Source organism: Cellulosimicrobium sp. G4 BAM 1002, assembly GCF_057126935.1.
In genome coordinates this window covers 1,379,968-1,403,975 of sequence record NZ_CP182109.1, presented here as the reverse complement: position 1 = coordinate 1,403,975, position 24,008 = coordinate 1,379,968, and the positions used below count along the sequence as shown (strand labels likewise).

At 73.7% G+C, this 24,008-nt stretch carries 25 protein-coding genes and 1 riboswitch; of the genes, 12 read left to right on the top strand and 13 right to left on the bottom strand.

The annotated features are described in order from the left end of the window. Positions 1-260: 260 nt before the first annotated feature. Together purH and ACMXGY_RS06385 are read right to left on the bottom strand one after the other, a co-directional pair. The gene (gene purH / locus ACMXGY_RS06390) at positions 261-1,949 is read right to left on the bottom strand and encodes a bifunctional phosphoribosylaminoimidazolecarboxamide formyltransferase/IMP cyclohydrolase (RefSeq protein ID WP_483776022.1); all 1,689 of its coding nucleotides are present in this window, start codon (positions 1,947-1,949) and stop codon (positions 261-263) included. 61 nt (positions 1,950-2,010) lie between these two features. Then, a riboswitch (ZMP/ZTP riboswitch) is annotated at positions 2,011-2,099 on the bottom strand. A 4-nt stretch (positions 2,100-2,103) separates the two neighbouring features. Then, positions 2,104-3,474, bottom strand: a complete 1,371-nt coding sequence (locus ACMXGY_RS06385; protein WP_483776021.1) for an MFS transporter — start codon at positions 3,472-3,474, stop codon at positions 2,104-2,106. A gap of 102 nt (positions 3,475-3,576) precedes the next feature. Between ACMXGY_RS06385 and ACMXGY_RS06380 the strand changes: the two genes are divergently transcribed. Beyond that, positions 3,577-4,200, top strand: coding sequence for a helix-turn-helix domain-containing protein (locus ACMXGY_RS06380; protein WP_483776020.1), 624 nt, complete (start codon positions 3,577-3,579; stop codon positions 4,198-4,200). Here the strand turns inward: ACMXGY_RS06380 and purN are convergent, their stop codons facing one another. Next, positions 4,201-4,845, bottom strand: a complete 645-nt coding sequence (gene purN / locus ACMXGY_RS06375) for a phosphoribosylglycinamide formyltransferase (protein ID WP_483776019.1) — start codon at positions 4,843-4,845, stop codon at positions 4,201-4,203. A gap of 109 nt (positions 4,846-4,954) precedes the next feature. Between purN and ACMXGY_RS06370 the strand changes: the two genes are divergently transcribed. Continuing rightward, positions 4,955-5,560 carry a hypothetical protein gene (locus tag ACMXGY_RS06370; RefSeq protein WP_483776018.1) on the top strand — a complete coding sequence of 202 codons (606 nt, stop codon included), beginning with the start codon at positions 4,955-4,957 and terminating at the stop codon, positions 5,558-5,560. A gap of 30 nt (positions 5,561-5,590) precedes the next feature. Here the strand turns inward: ACMXGY_RS06370 and ACMXGY_RS06365 are convergent, their stop codons facing one another. Further along, positions 5,591-6,862, bottom strand: coding sequence for a cell division protein PerM (locus tag ACMXGY_RS06365; protein ID WP_483776017.1), 1,272 nt, complete (start codon positions 6,860-6,862; stop codon positions 5,591-5,593). Between the two features lie 82 nt (positions 6,863-6,944). Between ACMXGY_RS06365 and ACMXGY_RS06360 the strand changes: the two genes are divergently transcribed. Then, positions 6,945-7,787 carry a patatin-like phospholipase family protein gene (locus tag ACMXGY_RS06360; RefSeq protein ID WP_483776016.1) on the top strand — a complete coding sequence of 281 codons (843 nt, stop codon included), beginning with the start codon at positions 6,945-6,947 and terminating at the stop codon, positions 7,785-7,787. Beyond that, a complete protein-coding gene (locus ACMXGY_RS06355; protein ID WP_483776015.1) occupies positions 7,784-8,827 on the top strand; it encodes a 1-acyl-sn-glycerol-3-phosphate acyltransferase in 1,044 nt (347 codons plus the stop codon). Before ACMXGY_RS06360 ends, ACMXGY_RS06355 begins: the two co-directional genes overlap by 4 nt. Positions 8,828-8,935: 108 nt before the next feature. On the opposite strand, the gene sucD is transcribed toward ACMXGY_RS06355, so the two are convergent. From sucD to ACMXGY_RS06340, 3 genes are all read right to left on the bottom strand, one after another. Then, positions 8,936-9,826, bottom strand: coding sequence for a succinate--CoA ligase subunit alpha (gene sucD / locus ACMXGY_RS06350; protein WP_483776014.1), 891 nt, complete (start codon positions 9,824-9,826; stop codon positions 8,936-8,938). 37 nt (positions 9,827-9,863) lie between these two features. Next, complete coding sequence (gene sucC, locus ACMXGY_RS06345; RefSeq protein ID WP_483776013.1) at positions 9,864-11,033, bottom strand: ADP-forming succinate--CoA ligase subunit beta; 1,170 nt, start codon at positions 11,031-11,033, stop codon at positions 9,864-9,866. Between the two features lie 171 nt (positions 11,034-11,204). Further along, positions 11,205-12,806, bottom strand: coding sequence for an OmpA family protein (locus ACMXGY_RS06340; protein ID WP_483776012.1), 1,602 nt, complete (start codon positions 12,804-12,806; stop codon positions 11,205-11,207). A 184-nt stretch (positions 12,807-12,990) separates the two neighbouring features. On the opposite strand from ACMXGY_RS06340, the gene ACMXGY_RS06335 reads away from it, so the two are divergent. From ACMXGY_RS06335 to ACMXGY_RS06310, 6 genes are all read left to right on the top strand, one after another. After that, entirely contained in the window at positions 12,991-13,212 is a 222-nt protein-coding gene (locus ACMXGY_RS06335) for a helix-turn-helix domain-containing protein (protein WP_483776011.1), read from the top strand. Positions 13,213-13,214: 2 nt separating this feature from the next. Next, positions 13,215-13,784, top strand: coding sequence for a Clp protease N-terminal domain-containing protein (locus tag ACMXGY_RS06330; RefSeq protein WP_483776010.1), 570 nt, complete (start codon positions 13,215-13,217; stop codon positions 13,782-13,784). Positions 13,785-14,241: 457 nt separating this feature from the next. Next, the gene (locus tag ACMXGY_RS06325) at positions 14,242-14,811 is read left to right on the top strand and encodes a hypothetical protein (RefSeq protein WP_483776009.1); all 570 of its coding nucleotides are present in this window, start codon (positions 14,242-14,244) and stop codon (positions 14,809-14,811) included. A gap of 20 nt (positions 14,812-14,831) precedes the next feature. After that, complete coding sequence (locus ACMXGY_RS06320; RefSeq protein WP_483776008.1) at positions 14,832-15,527, top strand: hypothetical protein; 696 nt, start codon at positions 14,832-14,834, stop codon at positions 15,525-15,527. Positions 15,528-15,543: 16 nt separating this feature from the next. Then, a complete protein-coding gene (locus tag ACMXGY_RS06315; protein ID WP_483776007.1) occupies positions 15,544-16,275 on the top strand; it encodes a hypothetical protein in 732 nt (243 codons plus the stop codon). Next, complete coding sequence (locus ACMXGY_RS06310) at positions 16,275-16,964, top strand: hypothetical protein (protein WP_483776006.1); 690 nt, start codon at positions 16,275-16,277, stop codon at positions 16,962-16,964. Before ACMXGY_RS06315 ends, ACMXGY_RS06310 begins: the two co-directional genes overlap by 1 nt. A gap of 16 nt (positions 16,965-16,980) precedes the next feature. Here ACMXGY_RS06310 and ACMXGY_RS06305 read toward each other — a convergent pair whose 3' ends face one another. Next, entirely contained in the window at positions 16,981-17,208 is a 228-nt protein-coding gene (locus tag ACMXGY_RS06305; RefSeq protein WP_483776005.1) for a helix-turn-helix domain-containing protein, read from the bottom strand. Then, on the bottom strand, positions 17,208-17,840 hold the full coding sequence (locus ACMXGY_RS06300; RefSeq protein ID WP_483776004.1) for a hypothetical protein: 633 nt from the start codon (positions 17,838-17,840) through the stop codon (positions 17,208-17,210). Before ACMXGY_RS06300 ends, ACMXGY_RS06305 begins: the two co-directional genes overlap by 1 nt. A gap of 179 nt (positions 17,841-18,019) precedes the next feature. Between ACMXGY_RS06300 and ACMXGY_RS06295 the strand changes: the two genes are divergently transcribed. Further along, positions 18,020-18,700 (top strand): DUF6518 family protein, encoded by a 681-nt coding sequence (locus tag ACMXGY_RS06295; RefSeq protein ID WP_483776003.1) that lies wholly within the window; start codon positions 18,020-18,022, stop codon positions 18,698-18,700. Between the two features lie 53 nt (positions 18,701-18,753). Here ACMXGY_RS06295 and pcrA read toward each other — a convergent pair whose 3' ends face one another. Further along, entirely contained in the window at positions 18,754-21,534 is a 2,781-nt protein-coding gene (gene pcrA / locus ACMXGY_RS06290; RefSeq protein ID WP_483776002.1) for a DNA helicase PcrA, read from the bottom strand. A gap of 156 nt (positions 21,535-21,690) precedes the next feature. Here pcrA and ACMXGY_RS06285 point away from each other — a divergent pair, with 156 nt between their 5' ends. Beyond that, a complete protein-coding gene (locus tag ACMXGY_RS06285) occupies positions 21,691-22,071 on the top strand; it encodes a VOC family protein (protein ID WP_483776001.1) in 381 nt (126 codons plus the stop codon). 19 nt (positions 22,072-22,090) lie between these two features. Here the strand turns inward: ACMXGY_RS06285 and ACMXGY_RS06280 are convergent, their stop codons facing one another. From ACMXGY_RS06280 to ACMXGY_RS06270, 3 genes are read right to left on the bottom strand one after another with little or no spacing between them, the layout of a single operon-like run. Further along, positions 22,091-22,573 (bottom strand): DUF456 domain-containing protein, encoded by a 483-nt coding sequence (locus tag ACMXGY_RS06280; RefSeq protein ID WP_483776000.1) that lies wholly within the window; start codon positions 22,571-22,573, stop codon positions 22,091-22,093. Positions 22,574-22,591: 18 nt separating this feature from the next. Next, positions 22,592-23,407 (bottom strand): alpha/beta fold hydrolase, encoded by an 816-nt coding sequence (locus tag ACMXGY_RS06275; RefSeq protein ID WP_483775999.1) that lies wholly within the window; start codon positions 23,405-23,407, stop codon positions 22,592-22,594. Continuing rightward, a complete protein-coding gene (locus ACMXGY_RS06270; protein ID WP_483775998.1) occupies positions 23,404-23,964 on the bottom strand; it encodes a PadR family transcriptional regulator in 561 nt (186 codons plus the stop codon). Before ACMXGY_RS06270 ends, ACMXGY_RS06275 begins: the two co-directional genes overlap by 4 nt. Positions 23,965-24,008 lie beyond the last annotated feature (44 nt).

Sequence of the window (24,008 nt, the reverse complement as noted above, 5' to 3'; positions counted from 1 at the left end):
CCACGGCCGACGACGTCGCCGACCAACGTCGGCCGCACGCGGTGATCCGTCCGCGAGACGCGCGGAGGGCGGGGCTACGCATGGCAACCCGACCGCGAAGGGGCGAGGGGCGGGGCCGCGCGGGGTCGTGGTGGGCCTGGCGGGAGCGCCGAGGAACGAGGCGCGGAGGGTAGACCCCGCGCAGCCCCGCCCCTCGGCCCGCCCCGACCAGAACGCCCGACCGAAACGCCCGACCGAGACCTCAACCGAAGCAACCGACCTCAGTGCGCGAAGTGCCGCGTCCCGGTGAAGTACATCGTCACGCCCGCCGCCGTCGCCGCCTCGATCACCTCGGCGTCGCGGATCGACCCTCCGGGTGCGACGACGGCGCGCACGCCCGCGTCGAGGAGGATCTGCAGGCCGTCGGCGAACGGGAAGAACGCGTCGGACGCGGCGACGGCGCCGCGCGCGCGCTCCTGCCCGTCGGCGAGGGTGTTGGCGCGCTCGACCGCGAGGCGGCACGAGTCGACGCGGTTGACCTGACCCATGCCGACGCCGACGGCGGCTCCGTCGTGGGCGAGGAGGATCGCGTTGGACTTCGCGGCGCGGATCGCGCGCCAGGCGAACGCGAGGTCGGCGAGCGTCGCGTCGTCGGCGGCCTCGCCGGTGACGAGGTTCCAGTGCTGCGGGTCGTCGCCGCCGGTGACGGTGCCCTCGGTGCCCTCGGCGTCGGTCACGACCGCGTCGACGCGGTCGACGCTCTGCACGAGCAGGCCGCCGCTGATCGGGCGGGTCTCGACCGTCGCGGCGGGCGGGGCGTCGACCACGAGGAGGCGGATGTTCTTCTTGGCCTGGAGGATCTCCAGGGCCTCGGGCTCGAACCCGGGGGCCACGACGACCTCGGTGAACACGGGCGCGATCTGCTCCGCGGCGGCCTTCGTCACGACGCCGTTGGCCGCGATGACGCCGCCGTACGCGGAGACGGGGTCCGTGGCGTGGGCTCGGGCGTGGGCGTCGGCGATGTCGGTGCCGACCGCGATGCCGCACGGGTTGGCGTGCTTGATGATCGCGACGGCGGGAGCGGCGTGGTCGTGCGCGGCGCGCCACGCGGCGTCGGCGTCGACGTAGTTGTTGTAGCTCATGGCCTTGCCGTGGAGCTGGGTGGCCTGGGCGAGGCCGCTCGCGCCGTCGCCGCGCGTGTAGAGCGCGGCGCGCTGGTGCGGGTTCTCGCCGTAGCGCAGCACGTCGGCGCGGTCCCAGGTGCCGCCCATCCAGGCGGGGAACCCGGTGCTCAGGGTCTCGCCGTCGGCGCCGCCCTCGACCGGGACCGCGTCCGTCGGCGCGACGACGTTGCCCATCCACGACGCGACCGCGACGTCGTACGTCGCGGTGTGCACGAACGCTGCGGCCGCGAGCGCCTTGCGCTGCGCGTAGGTGAAGCCGCCCACCTGCACGGCCGCGACGACGTCGTCGTACCGCGCCGGGTCGACGACGACGGCGACGCTCGGGTGGTTCTTCGCGGCTGCGCGGACCATCGAGGGGCCGCCGATGTCGATCTGCTCGACGACCTCGTCCGGGCCGGCGCCGGACGCGACGGTCGCGGCGAAGGGGTAGAGGTTGACGACGACGAGCTCGAAGGGCGCGATGCCGAGCTCGTCGAGCTGGGCGAGGTGGTCGGCCTTGCGCGAGTCGGCGAGGATCCCGGCGTGCACGCGCGGGTGGAGGGTCTTGACGCGGCCCTCGAGGCACTCGGGGAACCCAGTGAGGTCCTCGACCTTCGTCACCGGGACGCCCGCGCTCGCGATCGTCGAGGCGGTGGAGCCGGTGGAGACGAGCTCGACACCCGCACCGTGCAGGGCCGTGGCGAGCTCGACGAGGCCGGTCTTGTCGTAGACGCTCAGGAGCGCGCGGCGCACGGGGCGCTGTGCGTCGTCGGCGAGCTGGACGTCGGGGGCGGAGGGGGCAGACATCTCGAGGGGCTCCTCTGGGTCGCGGTCGCCGCGCCGGCCGAGGCCGACGCGAGTGGCAGAACCCAGGCGCCCAGGCGGTCGACGCACCAGCAGGTTGATCCGGCCGCTCCCCGGTGGTCGTTCCCACCCTCGCCAGTCGCGGCCGCCGCCCAGTCTACCGGCCGGACGCGACGCGCTCGGGCTCCTCGGGCATCGTCCCCTGCTCGGCGAGCGCCCGGGCGTCGTCGGACCACGTGTCGGGCGTGCCGACCTGCCACAGGGTCCTGACGGTGCTCAGGACGGCGACCGTGGCGACGAGGAGTCCCGCGAGGGCCGTGAGCGCGACGCCGAGCCCGAACCGCTCGAGCAGCCCGCTCCCGACGAGCGGGACGAGCGGCCCCGCGGCCAGGCCGGTGAGCCCGAGGACGGACGAGAGCCTGCCCTGGAGCTGGGGCGGGGTGACCGCCGCCGCGTAGCCGGAGAGGCAGGCGTTCGCCGCAGGGACGAGCAGCAGCGCGAACGGGAGCACGACGACGTACGCGAGGTAGGTCTGCAGCGCCGCCATGGCGACGGCTCCCGCGGCCAGCACGGCGAGCGCGACGACGACGAGGCCGCCCGCGCGCACGCGGGCCACGAGCCGGGGCGCGAGCACGGCGCCCGCAAGGACGCCGACGCCCACGGCGAGGTCGACCAGACCGATGAGGAGGGGCGCGGTGCCGGAGCGGACGAGCTCGAGGTTGATCCCGATCATCATCCCGCCGAACGCGACGTTGATGACGACGAGCAGCCCGAGGAGCGCGCGGAAGAGCGGGACCGACCAGACGAACCGTAGGCCTTCGCGCAGCGCCGTCGCCGGGCGGGTCGCGCGCGCCGCGGCGACGTCGCCGTTGAGCGGCTCGCGCACGAGCCACGTGCACACCGCCGTCGCGGCGTGCCCGACGGCGGCTGCGGCGAGCGGGACCGCGTGCGAGACGGCGTAGAGCACGCCGCCGAGCGGACCGGCGAGCAGGCTCGCCGCGGCGTCCCGGCCCTGGGCGGCGGCGAGCGCCGTCGGGAGCTGCGGCACGGGGACGACCGAGCGGAACGCACCGCTGGTCGCCGGGTCGACGAGAGCGCCGACGACCGAGGCCCCGAAGAGGACGACCGCGAGGTGCCAGGCGGTCAACGACCCCAGGCCTGCGGCGACCGCGACGGTCGCCCACAGGAGCGTGCCTGCGCTCGCCGCGGCCACCACGAGCCGACGCCGGTCGACCCGGTCCGCGACGACCCCGGCGGGCAGCGTCGCGAGCAACGCCCCGACCTGCCCGACGGCGGCGACGACGCCCGCCTGGACGACCGACCCCGTCAGTCCGTACGCCACGAGCGGCACGGCGAACAGGGCGACACCGGCCCCGAGCGACTCGGCGGTGAGCCCCGTCATGAGGAGCATGTACGAGCGGTTGTGCAAAAGCCGGGTCCCGGCACGGGCGTCGGCCCGGTGGGCCTGCTCGACCTCGGGGGTTCTCGTCGGGGCGGGCCTGTCGTGGGTCTCCGAGCTGCTGGTCATGACGGGCACACTAGTTTCGCAACGTTGGTTGCGCAATACTAAGTGCGCAATATCCACTGTGCGTCTCGCGCGCGCGCCTGTCGCCGTTGCTAGCCTCGTCGGGTGCTCGACACCTTCCACGTCCAGGACCCCGCCGCCCTGCGCGCGATCGCCCACCCCCTGCGGCAGCGGATCCTCGTGGAGCTCGCCACCCTCGGGCACGCGCGCGCGGCCGACCTCGCCCGCGCCACGGGCGAGCCCGCCAACTCGGTGAGCTTCCACCTCCGCGTGCTGGCGAAGGCCGGGATGATCGTCGAGGCGCCCGAGCTCGCGCGCGACCGCCGGGACCGGGTCTGGACCAACGTCGCGAGGAGCTATGCGGTCGAGCCGGGCACCCCCGCGGCGATGCGCGAGGTCGTGCTCCCGGCGCTGCGGTGGGCCGAGGAGGCGTTCGTCCGCGCGGACGACGTCGGTCGCTCGCGCGACGACCGGATCCTCGCGCTGAGCACGTTCGTGCTCGACGCCGAGCAGGCGGAAGCGATGGTCGCCGAGCTCCAGACCGTCCTCGAACGCTGGTCCGAGCGCTCGCTCGAGGCCGCGCGCGCCACACCGCACGCCCGACGGGAGACGTACCAGCTGCTCGCGGTCCTCGCGCCCCAGACCCTTCCGGCGCCGACGGGCGGCCACGGCCCGGCGGACCCGGCGGACCCGGGCGAGGCGCAGGAGCCTCGCGACGGGGACGCGTAGCTAGCGACCCAGGACCGCCCGGCGTCCCTCGAGGCGCAGGCCCTCGCGCGCGACACGGCCGACGGTCTCGACGAGCAGCGCACGCTCGGCGACCTTGATGCGCTCGTGGAGCGAGGACTCGTCGTCGCCCTCCTCGACCGGCACCGCGACCTGGGCGACGATCGGGCCGGTGTCGACGCCGTCGTCGACCACGTGGACCGTGCACCCGGTCACGCGCACCCCGTACGCGAGCGCGTCCCGCACGCCGTGCGCGCCGGGGAAGGACGGCAGGAGGGCCGGATGGGTGTTGATCGTGCGGCCCGCGAAGCGCCCGACGAACGCCGGGCCGAGGATCCGCATGAACCCGGCCAGCACCACGAGGTCGGGCCGGAACACGTCCACGGCCTGGGCGATCGCCTCGTTCCACGCCGCCCGGTCGTCGAAGTCGCCCGGTGCGACGACGACCGCCGCGACACCTGCCTCGCGCGCGAGGCCGAGCCCTCCGGCGTCCGCCTTGTCCGACACGACGCCGACGACCCGCGCGCCGTACGAGGCGTCGTCGTGCGCGGCGAGGATCGCGGCGAGGTTGCTGCCCGCGCCCGAGACGAGGACGACGACGCGTGCGGCGGAGGTGGACTCGACGGTGTGGCCGGACGGCGTCTGCACGGTGCTCCTGCGGGATCGGTGGACGAGTCGGACGGTCGGGCGGTGCGAGCGGCGGCACGTCCGATGGGAGAATGTACCGCGAGCCGCCCGACCGACCGAGGAGCTGCCCGTGGGCAACCCGTACGCCCCGCCCCGTCCTGACGCGCCCCAGCAGCCCGGACCCGAGGCGCAGCAGCCGGACGCCACGCGGCAGGGCACCACGACGCCGCCATCGGCACCCCCGGCACCGCCGCACGCCGGCCCGCCGGCTCTCCCCGAGCGTCCCCCCGTCCCGCAGCCGCCCGCCCCGCAGGCCCCGCCCGAGCCCGCGGAGCCGGACCCGGAGCTCGCGCGCCGTGCCACCCGACGCGTCCTGCACTTCGGGCTGCTCCTGCTCGCGGTGATCGTCGTGAGCACGATGCCGTTCCCGTGGCAGGCCGTGAGCCTCGCCCTCGCGCTCGGCGCGATCGTCGTCGGGATCCGGGCGCTCGTCGCCGTCTGGCGGGCGCGCGTGCGCGGCGCGCTCGTCCCGGCGCTCGCGATCGGCGTCGGCCTCGCGGGCATGCTCGCGCTCCAGATGGTCGCCACGCTCGCCACGTGGGACATCGCGATGGCGCACCAGCGGTGCCTCGACGGCGCGATCACCGTCTCGGCGTCGAACCGCTGCGAGGCGGAGCGCCAGCAGGCCCTCGACGAGTGGGTCTCCCGGCTCTCCCCGGCACCGGCAGCCTCGTAGCCGCGGTCCCCGGCACGGCTCCCGACGATCTCAGAGGAGCGGCGGCTCGTCCGGGGAACCGTGCTCGCGCCGCCGCCCGAGGACGTCCAGGCCCGCCCAGACGAGCGCGAGGGCCGCGCCGCCACCGATCTCCGCCGCGGCGAGGGCGCCGACCAGCAGCGCGTCCGCGCCGACCACCTCGAGGCGCCCCGGGCCGACGGCGCCGCTCGCGAGCCACGTCACCCCGCCCACGAGCAGACCCGCGCCGAGGGCCACGCCCGCCACGGCGAGCCCGAGGTCGCCCCAGTGCACGTCGTCGTCGGGGTGCGTGCCCGTCACGTCGCGCAGCCGGCGCCACACGAACGACCCGGCGACGACGCCGAGCCCCACGACGACCGCGGGGACCCACGGCGTCAGCGGGTTGGTCCAGTCCTCACCCGGCAGCGCGCCGAGGATGGGGATCGCGGGCAGCGCACCCGGCTGCGAGCCGGTCGGCGCGAACGTGCTGCCCTGGCCGACCACGAAACCCGGGCCGACGAGCCACGCGCCGGCCCAGACCACGACGTTGGGCAGGACGGCGAGCTGGGCGAGGGCGAGGACGATCCCGCCGACGGTGCCCGGGACGAGTCCCGCGACGATGTCACCCGACGTGGCCCGGCCCGCCACGAGCCACACCCCGACGACGACGGCGGAGACGCCGGTCAGCAGGCTAGTCCCGAGGAGCGCGCCGCGCAGGCCGAGGCGCACCGACGGCGGGAGCCACCGGTCGAGCCGCTGCGTGAGCTCGCCGACGAACGGGGCGTCCGGCCGGGCGAGGATGCCCGCGCCCAGCCCGAGACCCCCGACGGCGGCGCCCCCGACGACCGCGACGGCGAGGCCCCAGGGCGGGGTCGACCCGGCCAGCAGGGCCACGCCCAGCGTGCCGACCGCATAGGTGACGGTCCCCGCGACCCAGGCGGACGTCGTCGTGTGCGCCGAGCGCCGTGCCGACGCGAAGCAGCAGAACAGCGCGAGCACCGTGAGACCCAGCGGGACGAGGGTGACCGTCGTGCCGCTCGCGACGAGCGGCACGCCGTGGCCGAGCAGCCACAGCCCGGCGGCGACCGTCACCGACTGCCCCCACCCCGTGCCCTCGGAGGACCCGGTCGAGGACCCGAGGAACGCCACGACCCCGGGCAGGACCACCACCGCGAGGGACAGCGTCAGCGCCTGCAGCGCGGCGAGGACTCCCGACGGCGCTCGTCGGGGTGCCACCGGCGAGGGCGGCGGGCTGCCTTCCACGGTGCGCGTGCGCGCGCCGCGCGTCGTGCCGGTGGTGCTCATGGTGCCCATCGTCGTCGATCGAGAGGTCGCTTCGTGACATTCTCCCCGGCGCGCCAGGGTACCCGCCCCTACGATCGGGTCCATGACGACGACGCCCGCACCGACCGCGTTCGTGCTGGGTGGTGGTGGGGTGCGGGGAGCGGTGCAGATCGGCATGCTGCGCGCGCTGCTCGAGCGGGGCATCACTCCCGACGTCATCGTCGGCACGTCCATCGGTGCTATCAACGGGGCCGCGCTCGCCGCCGACCCGACGACCGCCGTCGTGCCGCGGCTCGAGGCCGCGTGGTCGTCGCCCGCCGCGACACAGATCTACGGCGAGGCCTGGTACCGCCAGGTGCGGCGGCTCGCGCGCACGCGCACCCATCTCGCGAGCCCGGCCCCCTTGCGCGCGCTCCTGCGCCAGGTGCTGGGCGACCGGACGACCTTCGCCGACCTCGACGTCCCGCTCGTCGTGGCGGCGGCGTCGATCGAGCGCGCGGCCGAGCGCTGGTTCAGCGAAGGGCCGCTGGTCGAGGCCGTCGTCGCCTCGGCGTCGGTGCCAGGCGCCCTGCCGCCCACGCGCATCGGGGACGAGCACTACGTCGACGGCGGCGTGGTGTCGTCCATCCCGCTCGGCGAGGCGGTGCGCCGCGGGGCAGGCACGGTGTGGGTCCTGCAGGTCGGGCGGATCGAGGAGCCGCTGCACCCGCCGCGCACGGCGGTCGAGGTCGCCAAGGTGACGTTCGAGATCGCGCGCCGGCACCGCTTCGCGCGCGAGCTCGCCGAGGTCCCGGACGGCGTCGCGGTGCACGTCCTGCCGAGCGGCGGCCCGCTCCCGGGCGACGACCGGCTCTCCTCCTCCCGCCGCCTCGACGCGACCCGCACCCGGGCGGCGGCCTCCTACGCCGCGGCGAGCGCCTACCTCGACGGTCTCGGTGCCGCATGAACGTCGCTCCCCCGCCCCGGTGGGTCCGCCGCGTCGTGCTCGCGCCGGCCGTCGTGCTGCTCGCGGTGCTGCTCGTCCCGACGAGCCTCATGCTCGTGATCCTCGTCGGTGCGATCGTGAGCTGGGCCTTGCCCGGCCGTTTGCGCACCACGCGGGCGCTGTGGATCGCGAGCTTCTACGTCGTGTGGGACGCGGTCGCGGTCGTCGCGCTGTTCGGGCTGTGGCTCGCGTCCGGGTTTGGCTGGGCGCTGCACCGCCCGGCGTTCCGGGACGCGCACGTGCGCCTGGCCGGCGCGATGCTGTCGGTGCTGTTCTGGCAGGTGCGCTGGACCCTGCGGCTGCGGATCGAGGCGGACCTGAGCGACGCCGCCGGTCTCGACGGCTCGCCCGTCCTCGTCGTGAGCCGACACGCCGGCCCCGGGGACTCGTTCGTCCTCATGGACCGCATCCTCAACGCGGCCCGCCGCGAGCCGCGCGTCGTGCTCAAGGACACCCTCCAGTGGGACCCGGCGATCGACGTCCTGCTGCACCGCCTGCCCGCGTACTTCGTGGTCCCGCGGGTCCGACGGCGCGCGGGGGCGCCGTCGGGCAGCGAGGCCGTGGCGCTCCTCGCCACCGACCTGGCACCCGACTCCGCAGTCCTGCTGTTCCCCGAGGGCGGCAACGTCACGCCCCGCCGACGCGACGCGCGGATCGCGGCGCTCCGCGCGGCCGGCGACGACACCGAGGCGGACCTCGCCGCGGAGATGCCGCACGTCATGGCGCCGCACGTCGGCGGCTTCCTCGCGGCGCTCGACGCGACCCCGCGGACGGGCGTGGCGGTCGTCGCGCACACCGGGCTCGAGGGCCTCGTCACGGTGCGCGACATCTGGCGCGAGCTGCCCATGGACAAGCGCATCACGCTCAAGGTGTGGGCGACGCCGCACGACGAGCTGCCGACCGGCGACGAGGAGCGTGCCGCGTGGCTCTACGCGCAGTGGGTCCGGCTGGACGCGTGGCTCGCGGACTCCGGCGCACCGTCCGCGCGGCGTACCGACTGAGCCACGCGGCTCCGGACGACGCACGACGCCCCGCGTCCGGCGGGCGGAGCGGGGCGTCGTGCGGGTGCCGGAGCGGCACCCGGGGTCGTGCTCGAGTCAGCGCTCGGGTCAGGCGAGGATCTCCCGCATGAGCGCGGCCGTCTCGGACGGCGTCTTGCCGACCTTGACGCCGACGGCCTCGAGGGCCTCCTTCTTGGCCTGCGCCGTGCCCGCGGAGCCGGAGACGATGGCGCCGGCGTGGCCCATCGTCTTGCCCTCGGGGGCGGTGAAGCCCGCGACGTAGCCGACGACTGGCTTCGTGACGTGCTCCTTGATGTACGCCGCCGCACGCTCCTCGGCGTCGCCGCCGATCTCGCCGATCATGACGATCGCCTTGGTCTCGGGGTCGTTCTCGAACGCCTCGAGCGCGTCGATGTGCGTGGTGCCGACGATCGGGTCGCCGCCGATGCCGATGGCGGTGGAGAACCCGAGGTCCTTGAGCTCGTACATCATCTGGTAGGTCAGCGTGCCCGACTTCGACACGAGACCGATCGGGCCCTTGCCCGTGATGGTGTGCGGCGTGATGCCGGCGAGCGACTCGCCCGGCGTGATGATACCGGGGCAGTTCGGGCCGATCATGCGGGTGCTCTTGCCCTGCAGGTAGGCCCAGACCTCGGCCGTGTCCTGCACGGGGACGCCCTCGGTGATGACGACGATGAGCGGCATCTGCGCGTCGATCGCCTCGATCGCCGCGTCCTTGGTGAACGCGGGCGGGACGAAGAGGACGGACACGTTCGCGCCGGTCTCGGCCATGGCCTCGGCGACCGTGCCGAACACGGGCAGCGTGACGTCGTTGCCCTCGTGGTCCTTGTGGGTGACGGTGGTGCCGGCCTTGCGGGCGTTGACGCCACCGACGATCTGGGCGCCCGAGTCGAGCATCAGGGCGGTGTGCTTGGCACCCATCCCGCCGGTGATGCCCTGGACGATGATCTTCGAGTCGGAGTTCAGGTAGATCGACATGGTGTTCTCTGTCTCAGCTTTCGACGTCTACGGGCGATCAGGCGTTGGCCAGCTCGGCTGCCTTGTCGGCGCCGCCGTCCATGGTCTCGGCGAGGGTCACGAGCGGGTGGTTCGCCTCGCGCAGGATCGCGCGGCCGAGGTCGACGTTGTTGCCGTCGAGGCGCACGACCAGGGGCTTGGAGGCCTCGTCGCCGAGGATCTCCAGCGCGCCGACGATGCCCTTGGCGACCTCGTCGCACGCGGTGATCCCGCCGAAGACGTTGACGAACACCGACTTGACCTGCGGGTCGTTGAGGATGACGTCGAGGCCGTTCGCCATGACCTGCGCGTTCGCGCCGCCGCCGATGTCGAGGAAGTTCGCCGGCTTGACGCCGCCGTGGGCCTCGCCCGCGTAGGCCACGACGTCGAGCGTGCTCATGACCAGACCCGCGCCGTTGCCGATGATGCCGACCTCGCCGTCGAGCTTGACGTAGTTGAGGCCGTTCGCCTTGGCCTTCGCCTCGAGCGGGTCGGCCGACTCCTTGTCCTCGAGCGCCTCGTGGTCCGGGTGACGCACCTCGGACGCGTTGTCGTCGAGGGTGACCTTGCCGTCGAGGGCGATGATCTTGCCGTCCTCGGTGCGGACGAGCGGGTTCACCTCGACGAGCGTCGCGTCCTCCGCCGTGAAGACGGTCCACAGCGTGCGGATGACGTCGGCGACCGGAGCCTTGAGGTCCTCGGCGAACCCGGCGGCGTCGACGATCTCGCGCGCCTTCGCCTCGTCGATGCCCACGATCGGGTCGACCGCGACCCGGGCCAGCGCCTCGGGGCGCTCGACCGCGAGCTGCTCGATCTCCATGCCGCCCTCGACCGAGCACATCGCGAGGTAGTTGCGGTTCGAGCGGTCGAGGAGCACCGAGAAGTAGAACTCCTCGGCGATCTTCGCGCCCTCGGCGATCATCACGCGGTGGACCGTGTGGCCCTTGATGTCCATGCCGAGGATCTCGGACGCCTTCTCGGCGGTCTCCTCGGGCGAGTGCGCGAGCTTGACGCCGCCGGCCTTGCCGCGGCCGCCGGTCTTCACCTGCGCCTTGACGACGACGGTCCCGCCGCCGAGCTTCTCTGCGCCCTCGCGAGCCTCGTCGGGTGTCGTCGCGACGACACCGCCCAGCACGGGCACGCCGTGCTTCTCGAAGATGTCACGCGCCTGGTATTCGAACAGGTCCACCCTGCTGCGTCCTTCCGTCTGATGCGCCGTGTGCGGCATGACCGATGTCTCGACATCAAGACATCCCCGTACAGGGTAGCCCTCAGCCGGGAACGCGCCTATCCGCCAGGTCCCGCCGACCGGCGGCGCGGAGTGTTCTCTTCGTCACGCCGTCGACGAGACGCGTGGGGCTCAGTCCTGGACCGGGACGTCGACGAATCGGACCGGCGCGCTGCCCGGGGCGCCGGGGAGCGACCCGTCGGGCACGTCCACCGTGACGACGTCCTGCCCCGTGTCCGGCCACACGACCGTCGCGTGCGTGCTGAGACCCGTGCCGAGGCTCCCCATCGAGCGGTCACCCAGCAGGAGCCGCTCGAGCTCCAGCGCGCCGAAGTCGAGCTCGCCCGAGGCGAGGTAGTCGGCGGGGTAGACCCTGGTCCCGCCGTCGAGGAGCGTGACGTTGCCGGCACCCAGCGACGCGTCCGTGAGGTTGCCACGGCCGTCCCGGACGGAGCCGAGGACGCCGATGAACCCGACGTAGTCCGGGCCGGGGTTGCGGACCTCGAGGTCGCCCACGAGGTAGGCACCGACTCGACGGACCCCGAGGAGCTCGACGTCGAGAGGCCGGCTCCCGAGGTCGTCGACGTACTCGACCTGCGCCGTCCCGGCTCCCTGGACCGTCGGGCCGGCGGTCTGCTCCGCCTGGGCGTCGGACGCGCTCGTCGTGACCCCGGTCTCCGCGGGGACGAACCGGATCTCGACCCGGCGGTTGAGCGCACGCGCCTCGTCGCTGGCGCCAGGGTCGATCGGCTCGGTCTCCCCGCGACCCTCGACCACGAGCGCGAGGTCCCCGAGGTCCGTGACCTGGCCGAGCCGGTCCGCGACGGCTTGCGCACGCCGCTCCGAGAGGTCCTGGTTCGCCGCCTCCTCGCCGACGTCGTCCGTGTGGCCGACGACCCGGAGATCTCCCGCGCCTGCGCGTGCCAGCTCCGCGCCGACCGCCTGCAGCGCCTCGTCGGCCCCCGCGCCCAGCTCGGCCGAGTCCACCGCGAAGAGGACGTCGGAGTCGACCGCGACCGTGACCTCCTCCTCCGCCACGCGCGTGCGGACCGCTCCGTCGTCCTGCGTCGTGAAGGTCTCGAGGAACGCGACGGGCGCGACGACGTCCTCCGGTGAGGCGTCCGTGAGCTCGTCGAGGGGGACGGTGAGGTCGGCGGCGTCGGCCGCGGCGACCACGGGGACGCCCTCGACCAGGCCGACGTGCGGGACGAGCACCGCCGTCGTCGCGCCGCCCGGGGCCGCGAAGACCACGTGCCCGACCAGCGGCTCGTCGTCGAAGCCCCCGACCACGGCGCCGTCCGGGGTCGCGCCGAGCGGGACGCCGTCGACGTACGCCGCCTCGCGGACGACTCCCGCCTCCGTGTCCACGAGCCGCAGCCCCGCGAAGGAGTCCGCCTGCCCGAGCGCCGTGTCGCCGAAGACGAAGGCGAGCGGGAGGCCTCCCTCTCCCGTCGCGGTCACCTGGACGCGCAGCACGCCGAGACCGTCGGTCACGGCGAGCGGCCCGACCTCGAGGTCGAGCTCGAGGCCCTGGAACACGGTCGACGCCTCGACCGGCGTGGGGTCGCTCGCGCGCTCGACGGGCGCCTCGGCGGTCGGTGCAGGGTCGTCCGCCACCTCCGCACCGCCGAGCAACCCGCAGCCGGACGTGGCCAGCGCGAGCGCGAGCACCGTCGCGACCCCGCGCGCGCCCCGGATCCCTCGGGCTGCCACCGTCTTCTCACGTGCCGTCATGCCGTCCCCCGCTGCGTCTGCCGTGCGTCGTCCTCGTGCGCCGCGCACGTCGACAGGTCCACGGTCGGCGCGCCGCGGGGACTCTACACGGGCGCCTCCTGCGGTCCGGTGCCGGATCGGGTGGCGAGAGCGCTGGTGTCAACACTGGTTGACAGGCCTGTCGTGTCAACGTAGATTGACACGCATGGAACCCGTCGACATGGATGCCGCGAGCAGCACCGACCCCGACACGGGGCTTCGTGCCGTGCGCTCGCTGCGGGTGCTCGCCGAGCGCCTCGAGGCGCTGCAGGTCGAGCACGCCCGCGCGCTCGGCTGGTCGTGGCAGGAGATCGCCGACCGGCTCGGAGTCTCCCGTCAGGCCGTGCACAAGAAGTACGGGGCGACCCGGTCCACCAGGAGGTCATGAACATGTTCGAACGTTTCACCGCCGACGCCCGCGCGACGGTCGTCCACGCCCAGGAGGTCGCGCGCCGCCGCGGCGACGACTCGATCGACGCCGTGCACCTGCTCGTCGCCCTCGCCCACCAGGAAGGCGGTGCCGGTGCATCGGCCCTCGCGGCGCTCGGGGTCGGTCCCGGCGCGATCGACCGGCACGCGGAGTCGGCGGCCGGCGAAACGGATCTCGACGGCGAAGCCCTGGCCTCGCTCGGGATCGACCTCGACGCGATCCGGGCGCACACGGACGCCGCGTTCGGCGCGGGTGCGCTCGACCGTGTCGGCGAGGAGCGTCGCGCGCGGCGCAACCGCCGGTCGCACATCCCGTTCACGCCCGAGGCCAAGAAGGCGCTCGAGCTCTCGCTGCGCGAGGCGATCCACGTCGGCTCGCGGTCCATCGACTCGGGTCACGTGCTCCTCGCCGTGGCCCGCCTCGACGGCACGACGGCGCACCGCGTCCTGGTCGGCGCGCTCGCCGGGGCGGGCTCCGACGTCCCACAGCTGCGCACCGCCCTGACCGACCAGCACCGCACGGCGTCCTGACGTCACCCACAGGGCCTCCCGCCGAAGGAGCGGGTGAAAAGAGCGACGAGGGCGCGAACCGCGATGCGCTTCTGACGGTGCGTCCCTAGAGTTGATCAGGAATCCACACCGGAGCGACGGGTCGCGCATTCTTGGCGCGGCGGCAGGGGAAGCATCGTCGCCCCAACCTCAGGTTGCGCCAGAGCACATCTCCCTGCGGCGCGGCGACGTTGACGTGGTCTTCACCGTGCCGTGCCGTGGGTCGCCGTCGACCACGGCTCGACGAAGGCTGCGCCGTCCTCTCGGAGGTCAGCCCATGCCCGGCTTGTACTCGTCCATCCTCGACACGATGGACCCCGACGCGCTCCCGATCACCTATCCCACGACGATGTCGAGGCCGCAGGCTCTCGCGGTGGCCCGTGCGGCGCCGTCGAACGCCGAGGTCCTCGCCGCCTGCAAGGACGCCTACCGCCAGCACGTGAGCGCGGTCGACGACACCACGACGGGCTCCATCGCGACCGCGCAGAACCCGGCGAACGCCCCCGACGTCGCGGCGTCCCAGGCCTACGACTGGACGTCGAAGGTGGCCGCGCCGAACCTGACCCGGCCGCTGCTGCAGGCGTCCGACATGACGCAGGCGCGCCAGAGCGTCGAGAAGGACGGCGACTTCGCGACCTTCTTCGTCGGTATCGAGGCGAATCTCGACGTCTTCGTCGGGGGTTTCGGTGGCGTCGGCGTCGGTTTCGGGTTTCCCTCCGGTTCTGCCATGTGGATGGCCTGGGGCGGAATACGGATCTCGATGAACATCGACATCGCGATCAATGTCACGGCGGGGATCTTCCTGGAGCCGCCCGAAAAGGTCGCCGGAGACTTTCTCGGCATCGAGCTGTCGTGCGAGCCCGTCGCCGAGGGTCCCTCCATCGGGTTCGGCATCCATCTCAGTCCGGACCTGTCGGAGGTCCGCGGATTCACGATCGCCGTCGGGGCGGAGCTCGGTCTCCTGCCCGTGAACGCTGCCATCGAGCACGGCAGCATCGTCACCAGCTAGCCCCGAAGGAGCGATCGCCCATGTCACTCACCGTCGCCTCGGACGTCCTCGACGCCGAGCTTCCCCCGCGCACCGACTCCTCGACGACCGGCTCCGCCGCGGGCCCGAGCAACCAGGAGATCCTCAAGGCGTCGAAGAGCGCCTATCAGGCGCACCAGCAGGCCGTCGACGCGCTCACGACCGCGCTCGTCTCCGACGTCTCCGACGCCGGGCTCACGAACGCGCGGAACACGCTGGACGCGACCGACTGGTCGGCGTCCGGCGTGTCGCCGGACCTCGTGGCCCCCTTTCTGGAGGGCACCGCCGTGACGACGGCCCTCGACACCGTCCGTGCGGACGCATCCTGCCGGGCCGTCTCGGTCGGCGTCTTCACGAAGAGCGGCCCGGGAGACGGCCCCGAGGTCCCCGGCTTCGTGGCGCCCCTGCCGCTGTCGGCTGCTCGCAGCGGACTCGTGGTCGAGCTCGACATCTTCCGGCACATCGTCACGGTGACTCCCGGCCAGAACCTGCAGTACGGGTTGTGGCTGGAGCCGGCGCCCGAGCACGGGTCCGTGGTCGGGCTCTACGTCAACACCACCGTCGGGCCGGTCTCCGTCAACCTCAAAATCCTGCTCACCGGCGACCTGGAACCGGTCGGCTTCGTCTCCAGCACCGGCGCGACCGTGCCGCTGAACACCGGCGTCTTCGCCGGCTCCATCCACCCGCGGACGTTCTGACAGCGAGGAGCACATCATGACCACGACGACCATCGGTGACCAGATCGAGGCGTTGACCGTCGACGACCTGGGGCAGGAGGAGTCGCTCCGCACGGTCGCCGCCACCGCGGGGGGTCCGCCGTCGAACCAGCAGATCCTCGACGCGATGAAGTCCTTCTACAGCGCGCACACGGCCGTCGTCGACGGGACGACGCAGAACACCAGGTCGGTAGCCACGAGCCAGCCCACCTTCGTGAGCACCATGAACGGCTACGGGTGGAAGGACCAGAAGCTCGGCACGGACGAGCAGCGGACGACCACCGACGCGATCTTCGGCAGTACTGCGGCCGTGGGCGGCATGTTCGAACCGGCGCTCGACGACATCGACGCCGACCGGCTGTTCAGCACGATCGGCCTGGGCGTCAGCGCGGACCTCCAGTTCTTCGTGGGCGGGGCCGGGGGGCTGGGCTGCATGTGGGACATCGCGAAGCGGGAAGGACCCCGCGGCTACGGGTACGCCACCGGTGAGGTCGGTCTCCGGGTCGCCGCCGAGCTGAACGTGCAGTGCTTCGTCACGAACCAGCTGCCCTCGCAGACGAACTTCGACGTGTTCGGCCTCAAGGTGTCGATCGACCTCGGGATCTCGCTGTCCTTCCAGACGTTCTGGTACGGCAACGACCTCCACCTCCTCGGGTTCGCGATCGGTGCCGGCGTCGGCCTGGGCGGCGGCGCCACGGTCTTCGGCGGGCACATCTGGAACTTCGGCTGATGGCCGACTCCTCGGTAGCGGACGCCGCCGCACCGGGTCTCGCTCCCCTGAGGTCCGCGTTGGCCGCTGAGCAGGTCGCGCTCGGCGCGACCTTCCAGTGGCCGTGGGACATCGCGCGCAAGGGCGGCAGCTACTTCGCCCAGGTCTCCGGGGTCGCGTCGGCACTCACCGCCGGCGCACAGGCGGTGGTCACGTCGCCGGGCGGTCCGGCGATCGTTGCGGCGGTGCTGGCCGACCCGAAGAGCAGCGCCAGCACCGACCAGGTGCTCGACTCCGGACTGTTCGGCCCGGCGATCGACGCCGTCAAGGCCGACTCCCTGCTGCGCACCATGTTCGTCGGATGGTCCACCGGGGCGCAGGTCGGGCTCCTCGGTGGAGGGGGCGGCAGCGGGGTGGCGTCCGACGTCGTCGATCAGAAGGTGTCGGCCCCCGTCACGTACGGTCAGTTCAAGCTCGGCGTCGGGGCGCAGGTGACGGCCGGCCTCCTCGTCGGGGCGCTGGCGGTCGACACGGCTCACCTCAACAGCTCCACGTGCACGTTCGAGTTCGGCGCGGGGCTGCTGGGCGTCGGGACGTTCGTGCAGGTCGTCATGTCGGACGAGCTCGACCTGATCGGCTTCACGCTGAACCTCGGCGCAGGTGGTGGCTTCGCCAGCTCCACCGGCTACGGTTCGATCGCCGCGGGGTGACCCGAACCGGTGCGCGCTACCGCGGTCGGAGCACCAGCAGGTCCCCGACCTCGCACCCGAGCGCGTCGCAGACGGCGGTGAGCGTGGAGAACCGGATCGCCCGCGCCCGGTCGTTCTTGAGCACCGACAGGTTGACGACCGTGACCCCCACGAGCTCGGCGAGCCGGCTGAGCGTCATGCCTCGCTCCTCCAGCAGCTCGTCGAGGCGGCAGTGCACCCGCCCGGCGTCGTCCTCGGGCGGCATCAGACGAGACCCTCCGTCTCGCGCTGGACGCGCTCGCCGACGCGCATCGCCCCGGCGACGGCGCCGAGCGCGACGGCGACGAGCAGCAGACCGAGCGGGAATGACGTCACGAAGACCGTCCCGGCGTCGGCGTCGCCTCCCCCGAGCGCGCTGCGCGCCGCGCTCCCGACGACCGTCGACGCGCCGACCTGGACGAGCCAGGCGACCAGGACGGCGACGGTCGCGACGAGGACGAGGCGCGTCGTCGCGGCCGTGAAGGTCAGCCCTCGCACGACCCGACGGCAGAACAGCGCGAGGCACACCGCGGTCACGGCGTAGGCGCCGGGGACCGTCACGGCCTCCAGGAGCGCGGTCGCGCGGGCGAACCCGGCCAGGTGCGGCACCTCGACGACGACCGAGCCGGACGTCGCGGCGACGTCCGCGCCGTCGGGGCCGAGCGGGGCCTGGACGACCTCGTCGGCCGTCAGCTCGACCCGGACGGGGACCGGCCCGCCGCCGACGAGCTCGGCGACGCGGCGCACGGCGACGACGAGCGCGCCGACGACGACAGCCGCCGCGACGAGCGCGGTGACGACCACGTCGGAGCGGTCGAGCTCGACGAGCGAGAACCTCTTGCGGGGCGCGGTGGACACGAGGGCCTCCCAGTGCCAGGACCGTCACGAGCCGACGATCGGTGATATCGACAGACGATACTATCGATAGTCGATATGCGCCAGGGGCCCGTCCGTCCGACCGGCGACGGACCGCGCGGGCTCCGCGGTCGGACCACGGGCGGACGACCCCACGGCGCGCGCTGCCTACCGTTCTCCGCATGACAGACCCGAACCCGTCGCGCGCGCTGCACACCGCCCGTCGCCCGGCACCGGAGCCGCCCGGACGCGCGAGCGACGACGGCGCGCGACCGGGGTGGCGCCGTGCCGTCGCCGTGCTGGCAGCGAGCTTCCTCCTCGGCGGCCTCACGTCGTTCGCGCAGGGGTTCTTGCCCGACGCCGCGGCGCCGTTCGCGAACTCGGCGAGCGGCTGGACGGTGCTCACCGCGCTCCTGGTCGGCTGGGCGCGTGCACGGACGTGGCCCGCCGCCGCGCTCGGTGCGGCGAGCTTCGTCCTGCTCGTCCTCGGCTATGCGGCCGCCGCCGACCTGCGCGGCCTCTACTACGACCCGACCCTGTTCGGCGTCGTCGGCCTCGTCGTCGGCCCGTTCGTCGGGGTCGCGGCGGCCTGGCTGCGTCTCACGGGCCTGCGCGCCGCCCTGGGAACCGCGCTGCTCGGCGGCGTGGGCCTCGGGGAGAGCGTCTACGGCCTCACGACCGTCGTGGAGACGACGGGCGCGACCTACTGGGTGGCCGTCGGGATCGTCGCCCTCGTCCTGCTCGCCACGATGCTCGCGCGGCGGGTCCGCGGCGCGCTGCCGGTCACGCTGGCGGCCGCGGGCACCGCGGCGGTCGCGACGGCGTTCGTCCTCGCCTACCGCGCGCTCGGCACCGTCGGCTGAACGTACGCCGAGCGGACGCCGGTGCCCCCGGCGCGCACTTCGGACCGGCGCCGCTAGAGCTTCGTGACCGGCGAGTAGCGCAGCAGCAGCCTCTTCGTCCCGTCCGCGCCGAAGTCGATCTTCGCGACCGCGTTCGGCCCCGCCCCCTCGAGGGCGACGACGGTCCCGAGCCCGTAGGCGTCGTGCGTCACCTTGTCCCCGACCGCGAGGTTCGGCACGTCCCCGTCGGACCGCGGCGTCGCCGACCCGAACTTCGCGCCGCCGGAGCCGGAGCCCGAGGTGGAGCCGAAGGGAGAGCGCGCAGAGGGGGTCGACGCCGGATCGTGGCGGGCCTGGCGGGGGGAGCCCGAGGAACGAGGGCTCCGGATGGTAGATCCGGCGTCGACCCCCTCGGAGCGCGACCCGGCCCCGGACCGCGATCCCGACCACGACGCGGACCCCGACCCCCGGCCCCAGACCGACCCGCCGGCCCGCAACGTCGCCATCGACGACTCGCGCCGCCGCCAGTCCCACAGCTCCTCCGGGATCTCCTCGAGGAACCGGCTGGGCGGGAACTCGTTCGCCATGCCCCACGCCGACCGCACCGCAGACCGCGACACGTAGAGCCGCTCGCGCGCGCGGGTGATGCCCACGTAGGCGAGGCGCCGCTCCTCGGCGAGCTCGGCGTCGTCGTGCAGGGACCGCATGTGCGGGAACGTGCCGTCCTCCATGCCGGTGAGGAACACGACGGGGAACTCGAGGCCCTTGGCGGTGTGGAGCGTCATGAGCGTGACGACGCCCGGGTCCACCTTCTCCTCCCCGTCGTCGTCGGCGTCGGCGTCGTCCGCGGGGATCTGGTCCGCGTCGGCGACGAGCGACACGCGCTCGAGGAAGTCGGACAGGGTGCCCTCGGGCTCGAGCTCGGTGAACTCCGTCGCGACGGCGTGGAGCTCGGCGAGGTTCTCGACGCGCGTGGCGTCCTGCGGGTCGTCGCTCGCGCGCAGCTCGGCGAGGTAGCCGGTGCGGTCGAGGACCGCGCCGAGGACGTCCGACGGCGTCGCGCCCGAGTCCGCCAGCTCGCGCAGGCCGGTCATGAGCTCGACGAAACCGCGCAGCGGGTTGAGCGTGCGGTTCGTCAGACCGGGGATCTCGTCGATGCGGGCCAGCGCGGCGCCGAACGAGATGCGCTCGCGGTCCGCGAGCGCCGCGACCGCTCCCTCGGCGCGGTCGCCCAGCCCGCGCTTGGGCGTGTTGAGCACGCGGCGCAGGTTGACGTCGTCGTCGAGGTTGTCGATCGCGCGCAGGTACGCGACGGCGTCCTTGACCTCGCGCCGCTCGTAGAAGCGCGTGCCGCCGACGACCTTGTAGGGCAGGCCGACGCGGATGAGCACCTCCTCCAGCGCACGGGACTGGGCGTTGGTCCGGTAGAACACGGCGACGTCGCCGGGGCGCACGCCGTCGGTGTCACCGAGCCGGTCGATCTCCTCGGCGACGAACCGCGCCTCCTCGTGCTCGTTGTCGGCGACGTACCCGATGACCTTCGCGCCCGCGCCCGAATCGGTCCACAGCCGCTTGGGCTTGCGGTCGGGGTTGCGCGCGATGACGGCGTTGGCGGCGGACAGGATGTTCTGGGTCGAGCGGTAGTTCTGCTCGAGCAGGATCGTCCGGGCGTCGGGGTAGTCGGCCTCGAACTCGAGGATGTTGCGGATCGTCGCGCCACGGAACGCGTAGATCGACTGGTCCGCGTCGCCGACGACCGTGAGCTCGGCCGGGTCGAGCGCGGGGACCTGCGCCTCGCCCGTCCCGCTCGTGGCCGCGTCCGTCGCCGCGCTGTCCTCGCCGACGCCCGCCAGCTCCCGCACGAGCACGTACTGCGCGTGGTTGGTGTCCTGGTACTCGTCGACGAGCACGTGCCGGAACCGGCGGCGGTAGTGCTCGGCGACGGCGGGGAACGCCTGGAGCAGGTTGACCGTGGTCATGATGATGTCGTCGAAGTCGAGGGCGCTCGCCGCGACGAGCCGCGCCTGGTACCGCGTGTAGACGTCGGCGAGCACCTGGTCGAACTCGGGCACGCTCGCGCCGCGGGCGGCGAGTGCCTCGTCCGTCGCGTAGGCGCCGGACTCTCGCGCGTACGTCTCCGGGTCGATGAGCTCGTTCTTGAGGTCGGAGATCTTGTTCGCGAGCGAGCGCGCCGGGTACTTCTTCGGGTCCAGGTCGAGCTCGCGCGTGACGAGCGTGATGAGTCGCTGGGAGTCGGCGGCGTCGTAGATGGAGAAGCTCGAGCGCAGCCCGAGCGTCTTCGCCTCGCGCCGCAGGATGCGAACGCACGCGGAGTGGAACGTCGAGACCCACATGTTCCGCGCGGCCGGCCCGACGAGCGTCTCGACGCGCTCGCGCATCTCCGCCGCGGCCTTGTTGGTGAACGTGATGGCGAGGATCTGCCCCGAGCGTGCCCGACCCGTCGCCAGCAGGAACGCGATGCGGTGCGTGAGCACGCGGGTCTTGCCCGACCCGGCGCCCGCGACGATGAGCAGCGGGCCGCCCGCGTGCACGACCGCCTCCCGCTGCTGCGGGTTCATGCCGTCGAGCAGCGCGTCGGGGTCGATGTGCGCGTAGCGTCCGCGCCGCTCCCCCGGTCCCGGTGCCGCGCTCGAGGACTCGCCGTCGCCAGAGCCCTCAGGGCGGCCCGGTTCGGCGCTCGGCACGGCGGAGCCCGTGCCGTCGGGCACGGCGGCGTCGTCGGTCCAGCGCGGGGCGGTCCGGGGCAGGCGGGACTCGCCGCCGTGGTCGACGCGCGGGCCGTCGAACAGCGTGTCGAGGCCGGGCAGCGGGAGGTTCTCGAAGAGCGAAGCCATAGCCCCTCCAGCCTAGGCGCCCGCACCCACACCCGACGCCCACCGGTGCCGGGGGCCCGGTCGGGGCCCGAGGACGCACGATGGGCCGATGAGTTCGTCCGCCCCCGGGCGTCGGAAGGGTGGCCGCGCGTGCGGCCCTGAGCAAGGAGGAGCGTCATGACGAGAACGAGCCTCACGGGCGTGCACACCGTCGCGATCCCGGTCGTCGACCAGGACCGCGCCCTCGCGTACTACACCGGGACCCTGGGCTTCGAGGTCCGCATGGACGGCGAGCTGCAGGAGGGGTTCCGGTGGATCGAGGTCGCCCCTCCGGGCGCCCCCACGTCCGTCTCCCTCGTCGCCGCCGGGGACGGGCAGCCCGCGGGCGTCGACACGGGCGTCCGGTTCACGACGACCGACGCCGCCGGCGACCACGCCGCGCTCACGGGGGCGGGCGCCGACGTCGGCGAGCTCCTGCGCTGGGACGGCGTGCCGCCGATGTTCTCGCTGCGCGACCCCGACGGCAACACGCTGTACGTCATGGAGCTGCCGGGCTGAGCCCACGTGGCGCCAGCGCTCAGGTGAGCGCGAGCCCGACTCCCCAGGTCGCCGCCGCCAGCAGGCCGCCGAGGAGCTGGACGAGGATCGTGATGCCGGTCGCCTGCATGGCGGCGACGGTCGCCCGCCACGCGGCGCGACGGTCGCGGCGACGCAGCAGCTCGGCGACGAAGACCGCGAGCACGAACCCGATGAAGAGCCCGACCACGGGGATCACGAAGAAGCCGACGATCCCCGCGATCCCACCCCACACGAGCGTCGACCACGGGACCTCCGCGCGCCGCATGTGCCGGCCCGCGAGGACGTACTGCGCCACCTCGGCCGCCACGACGACGAGCGCCGCGACGCCGAAGACGACCCAGGCCGCCGCACCCCCCGTGACGATCGCCCACACGAGGATCGCGCCGAGCACGAGCACGTTCCCGGGCAGGATCTGCACGACGATCCCGACCAGCCCGACCAGGATCGCCAGCCCGACGAGGACCTCTCCACCGATGCTCACGGGGGAAACCCTCGCACGTCACGCGCGACGCGCACGCCCCGGGAGCGGTGCGAGCCGGGGGTGCGCCACGCCGTCGAGCACCCACGCGCGGACCATCGCGCTGAACAGGCCCGGGTCCTCGGCGCTCCACTGGTGGTGCATCCCCGGCGCGAGGCGTACGACCGCGTCCGGCACGCGACGCGCGACCGTGCCCAGCGCCCCGCGCGCGGCTGCCAGGTCGCGCGACCCCGCGACCGCGAGGATGCGGGCGCCCGACCGCTCCAGCCCCTCGGGCCAGCAGCCGCCGTAGACCTCGTCGACGAGGCGTTCCTCGTTGTCGCGACGGATCGCGAGCCCCGAGCGCACGAACAGGTCGCGCGCGTCCGCCGGGATTCCTATGGCGCGCGCCTGGGCACGCCAGTACCAGGGGCGGTCCCAGACGCGCAGCTGCGCCCGGCCGAACGCACCCATGAGGCCCGGGACGCCGTCGAGGACGGCGCCGGACGCGACGACGGACGTGACGAGCCCCGGGTGCCGAGCCGCGACCCGCAGGGCGACGATCCCGCCGAAGGAGAGCCCGACGAGGTGCAGCTCGCGCTCCGGGGCGAGGTAGGCGAAGGTCGCGGCGACGTCGTCGGCCGCGGCGTCGAGCGACACCCAGTCCTCGGCGGCCCTCGACCCGAAGCCGGGGAGGTCGGGGGTCCACAGGTCGAGGTCGTCGAGGGCGTCGACCTGCGGCTCCCACATCCACGAGGCGACGCTCCCGCCGTGGAGGAGGACGACGGACGCCCGGTCCGCGCCGGGCGCGCCCGCTCGCGTGGCGGGGTGGTGCACGACGGCGGCCGGCGTGCTCACGAGAGCACCTCGCGCTCGGTCTCGTCGAGCCACGCGAGCTCCGCCTGCGCGTGAGCGAGGCCGTTGCGGAGCGTGGCGACGCGCAGCGCGAGGCCGCGGGTGCCGCGCACGCCGGACGGGTCGGGCCCGCCCTCCGCCGTGAGCGCCTCGACCCTGGATGCCTCTGCGGTCAGGACGGCGACCGCCTCCTCGGCCTGCGCGCGGCGGGCGGCGAGGAGCGAGGCGACCCCCTCCTCGTCGAGCTGGTCGCCGAAGAAGACCCGTCCCAGGAACGGGTCCCGGGTGTCCTCGGGCTCGAGCGGGGAGGCGATCCAGTCGCGGAGCGCTGCGCGTCCCTCCTCGGTGATGCGGTGGACCTTACGGTCCGGGTAGTTCTCCTGAGGGACGACCTCGACCTCCGCGAGGCCGGCCTCGACGATCGCTGCGAGGGTGCGGTAGAGCTGCGAGCGGTCGGCGGCCCAGAAGTGGTTGACGGAGGAGTCGAACGCGCGCTTGAGGTCGTAGCCGGTCATGGGCTGGATCGTGAGAAGCCCGAGGACGAGATATCGAAGGACCATGCGACTAGTGGACCATGCACCTAGTGCGAGGTCAAGGGCTCCGC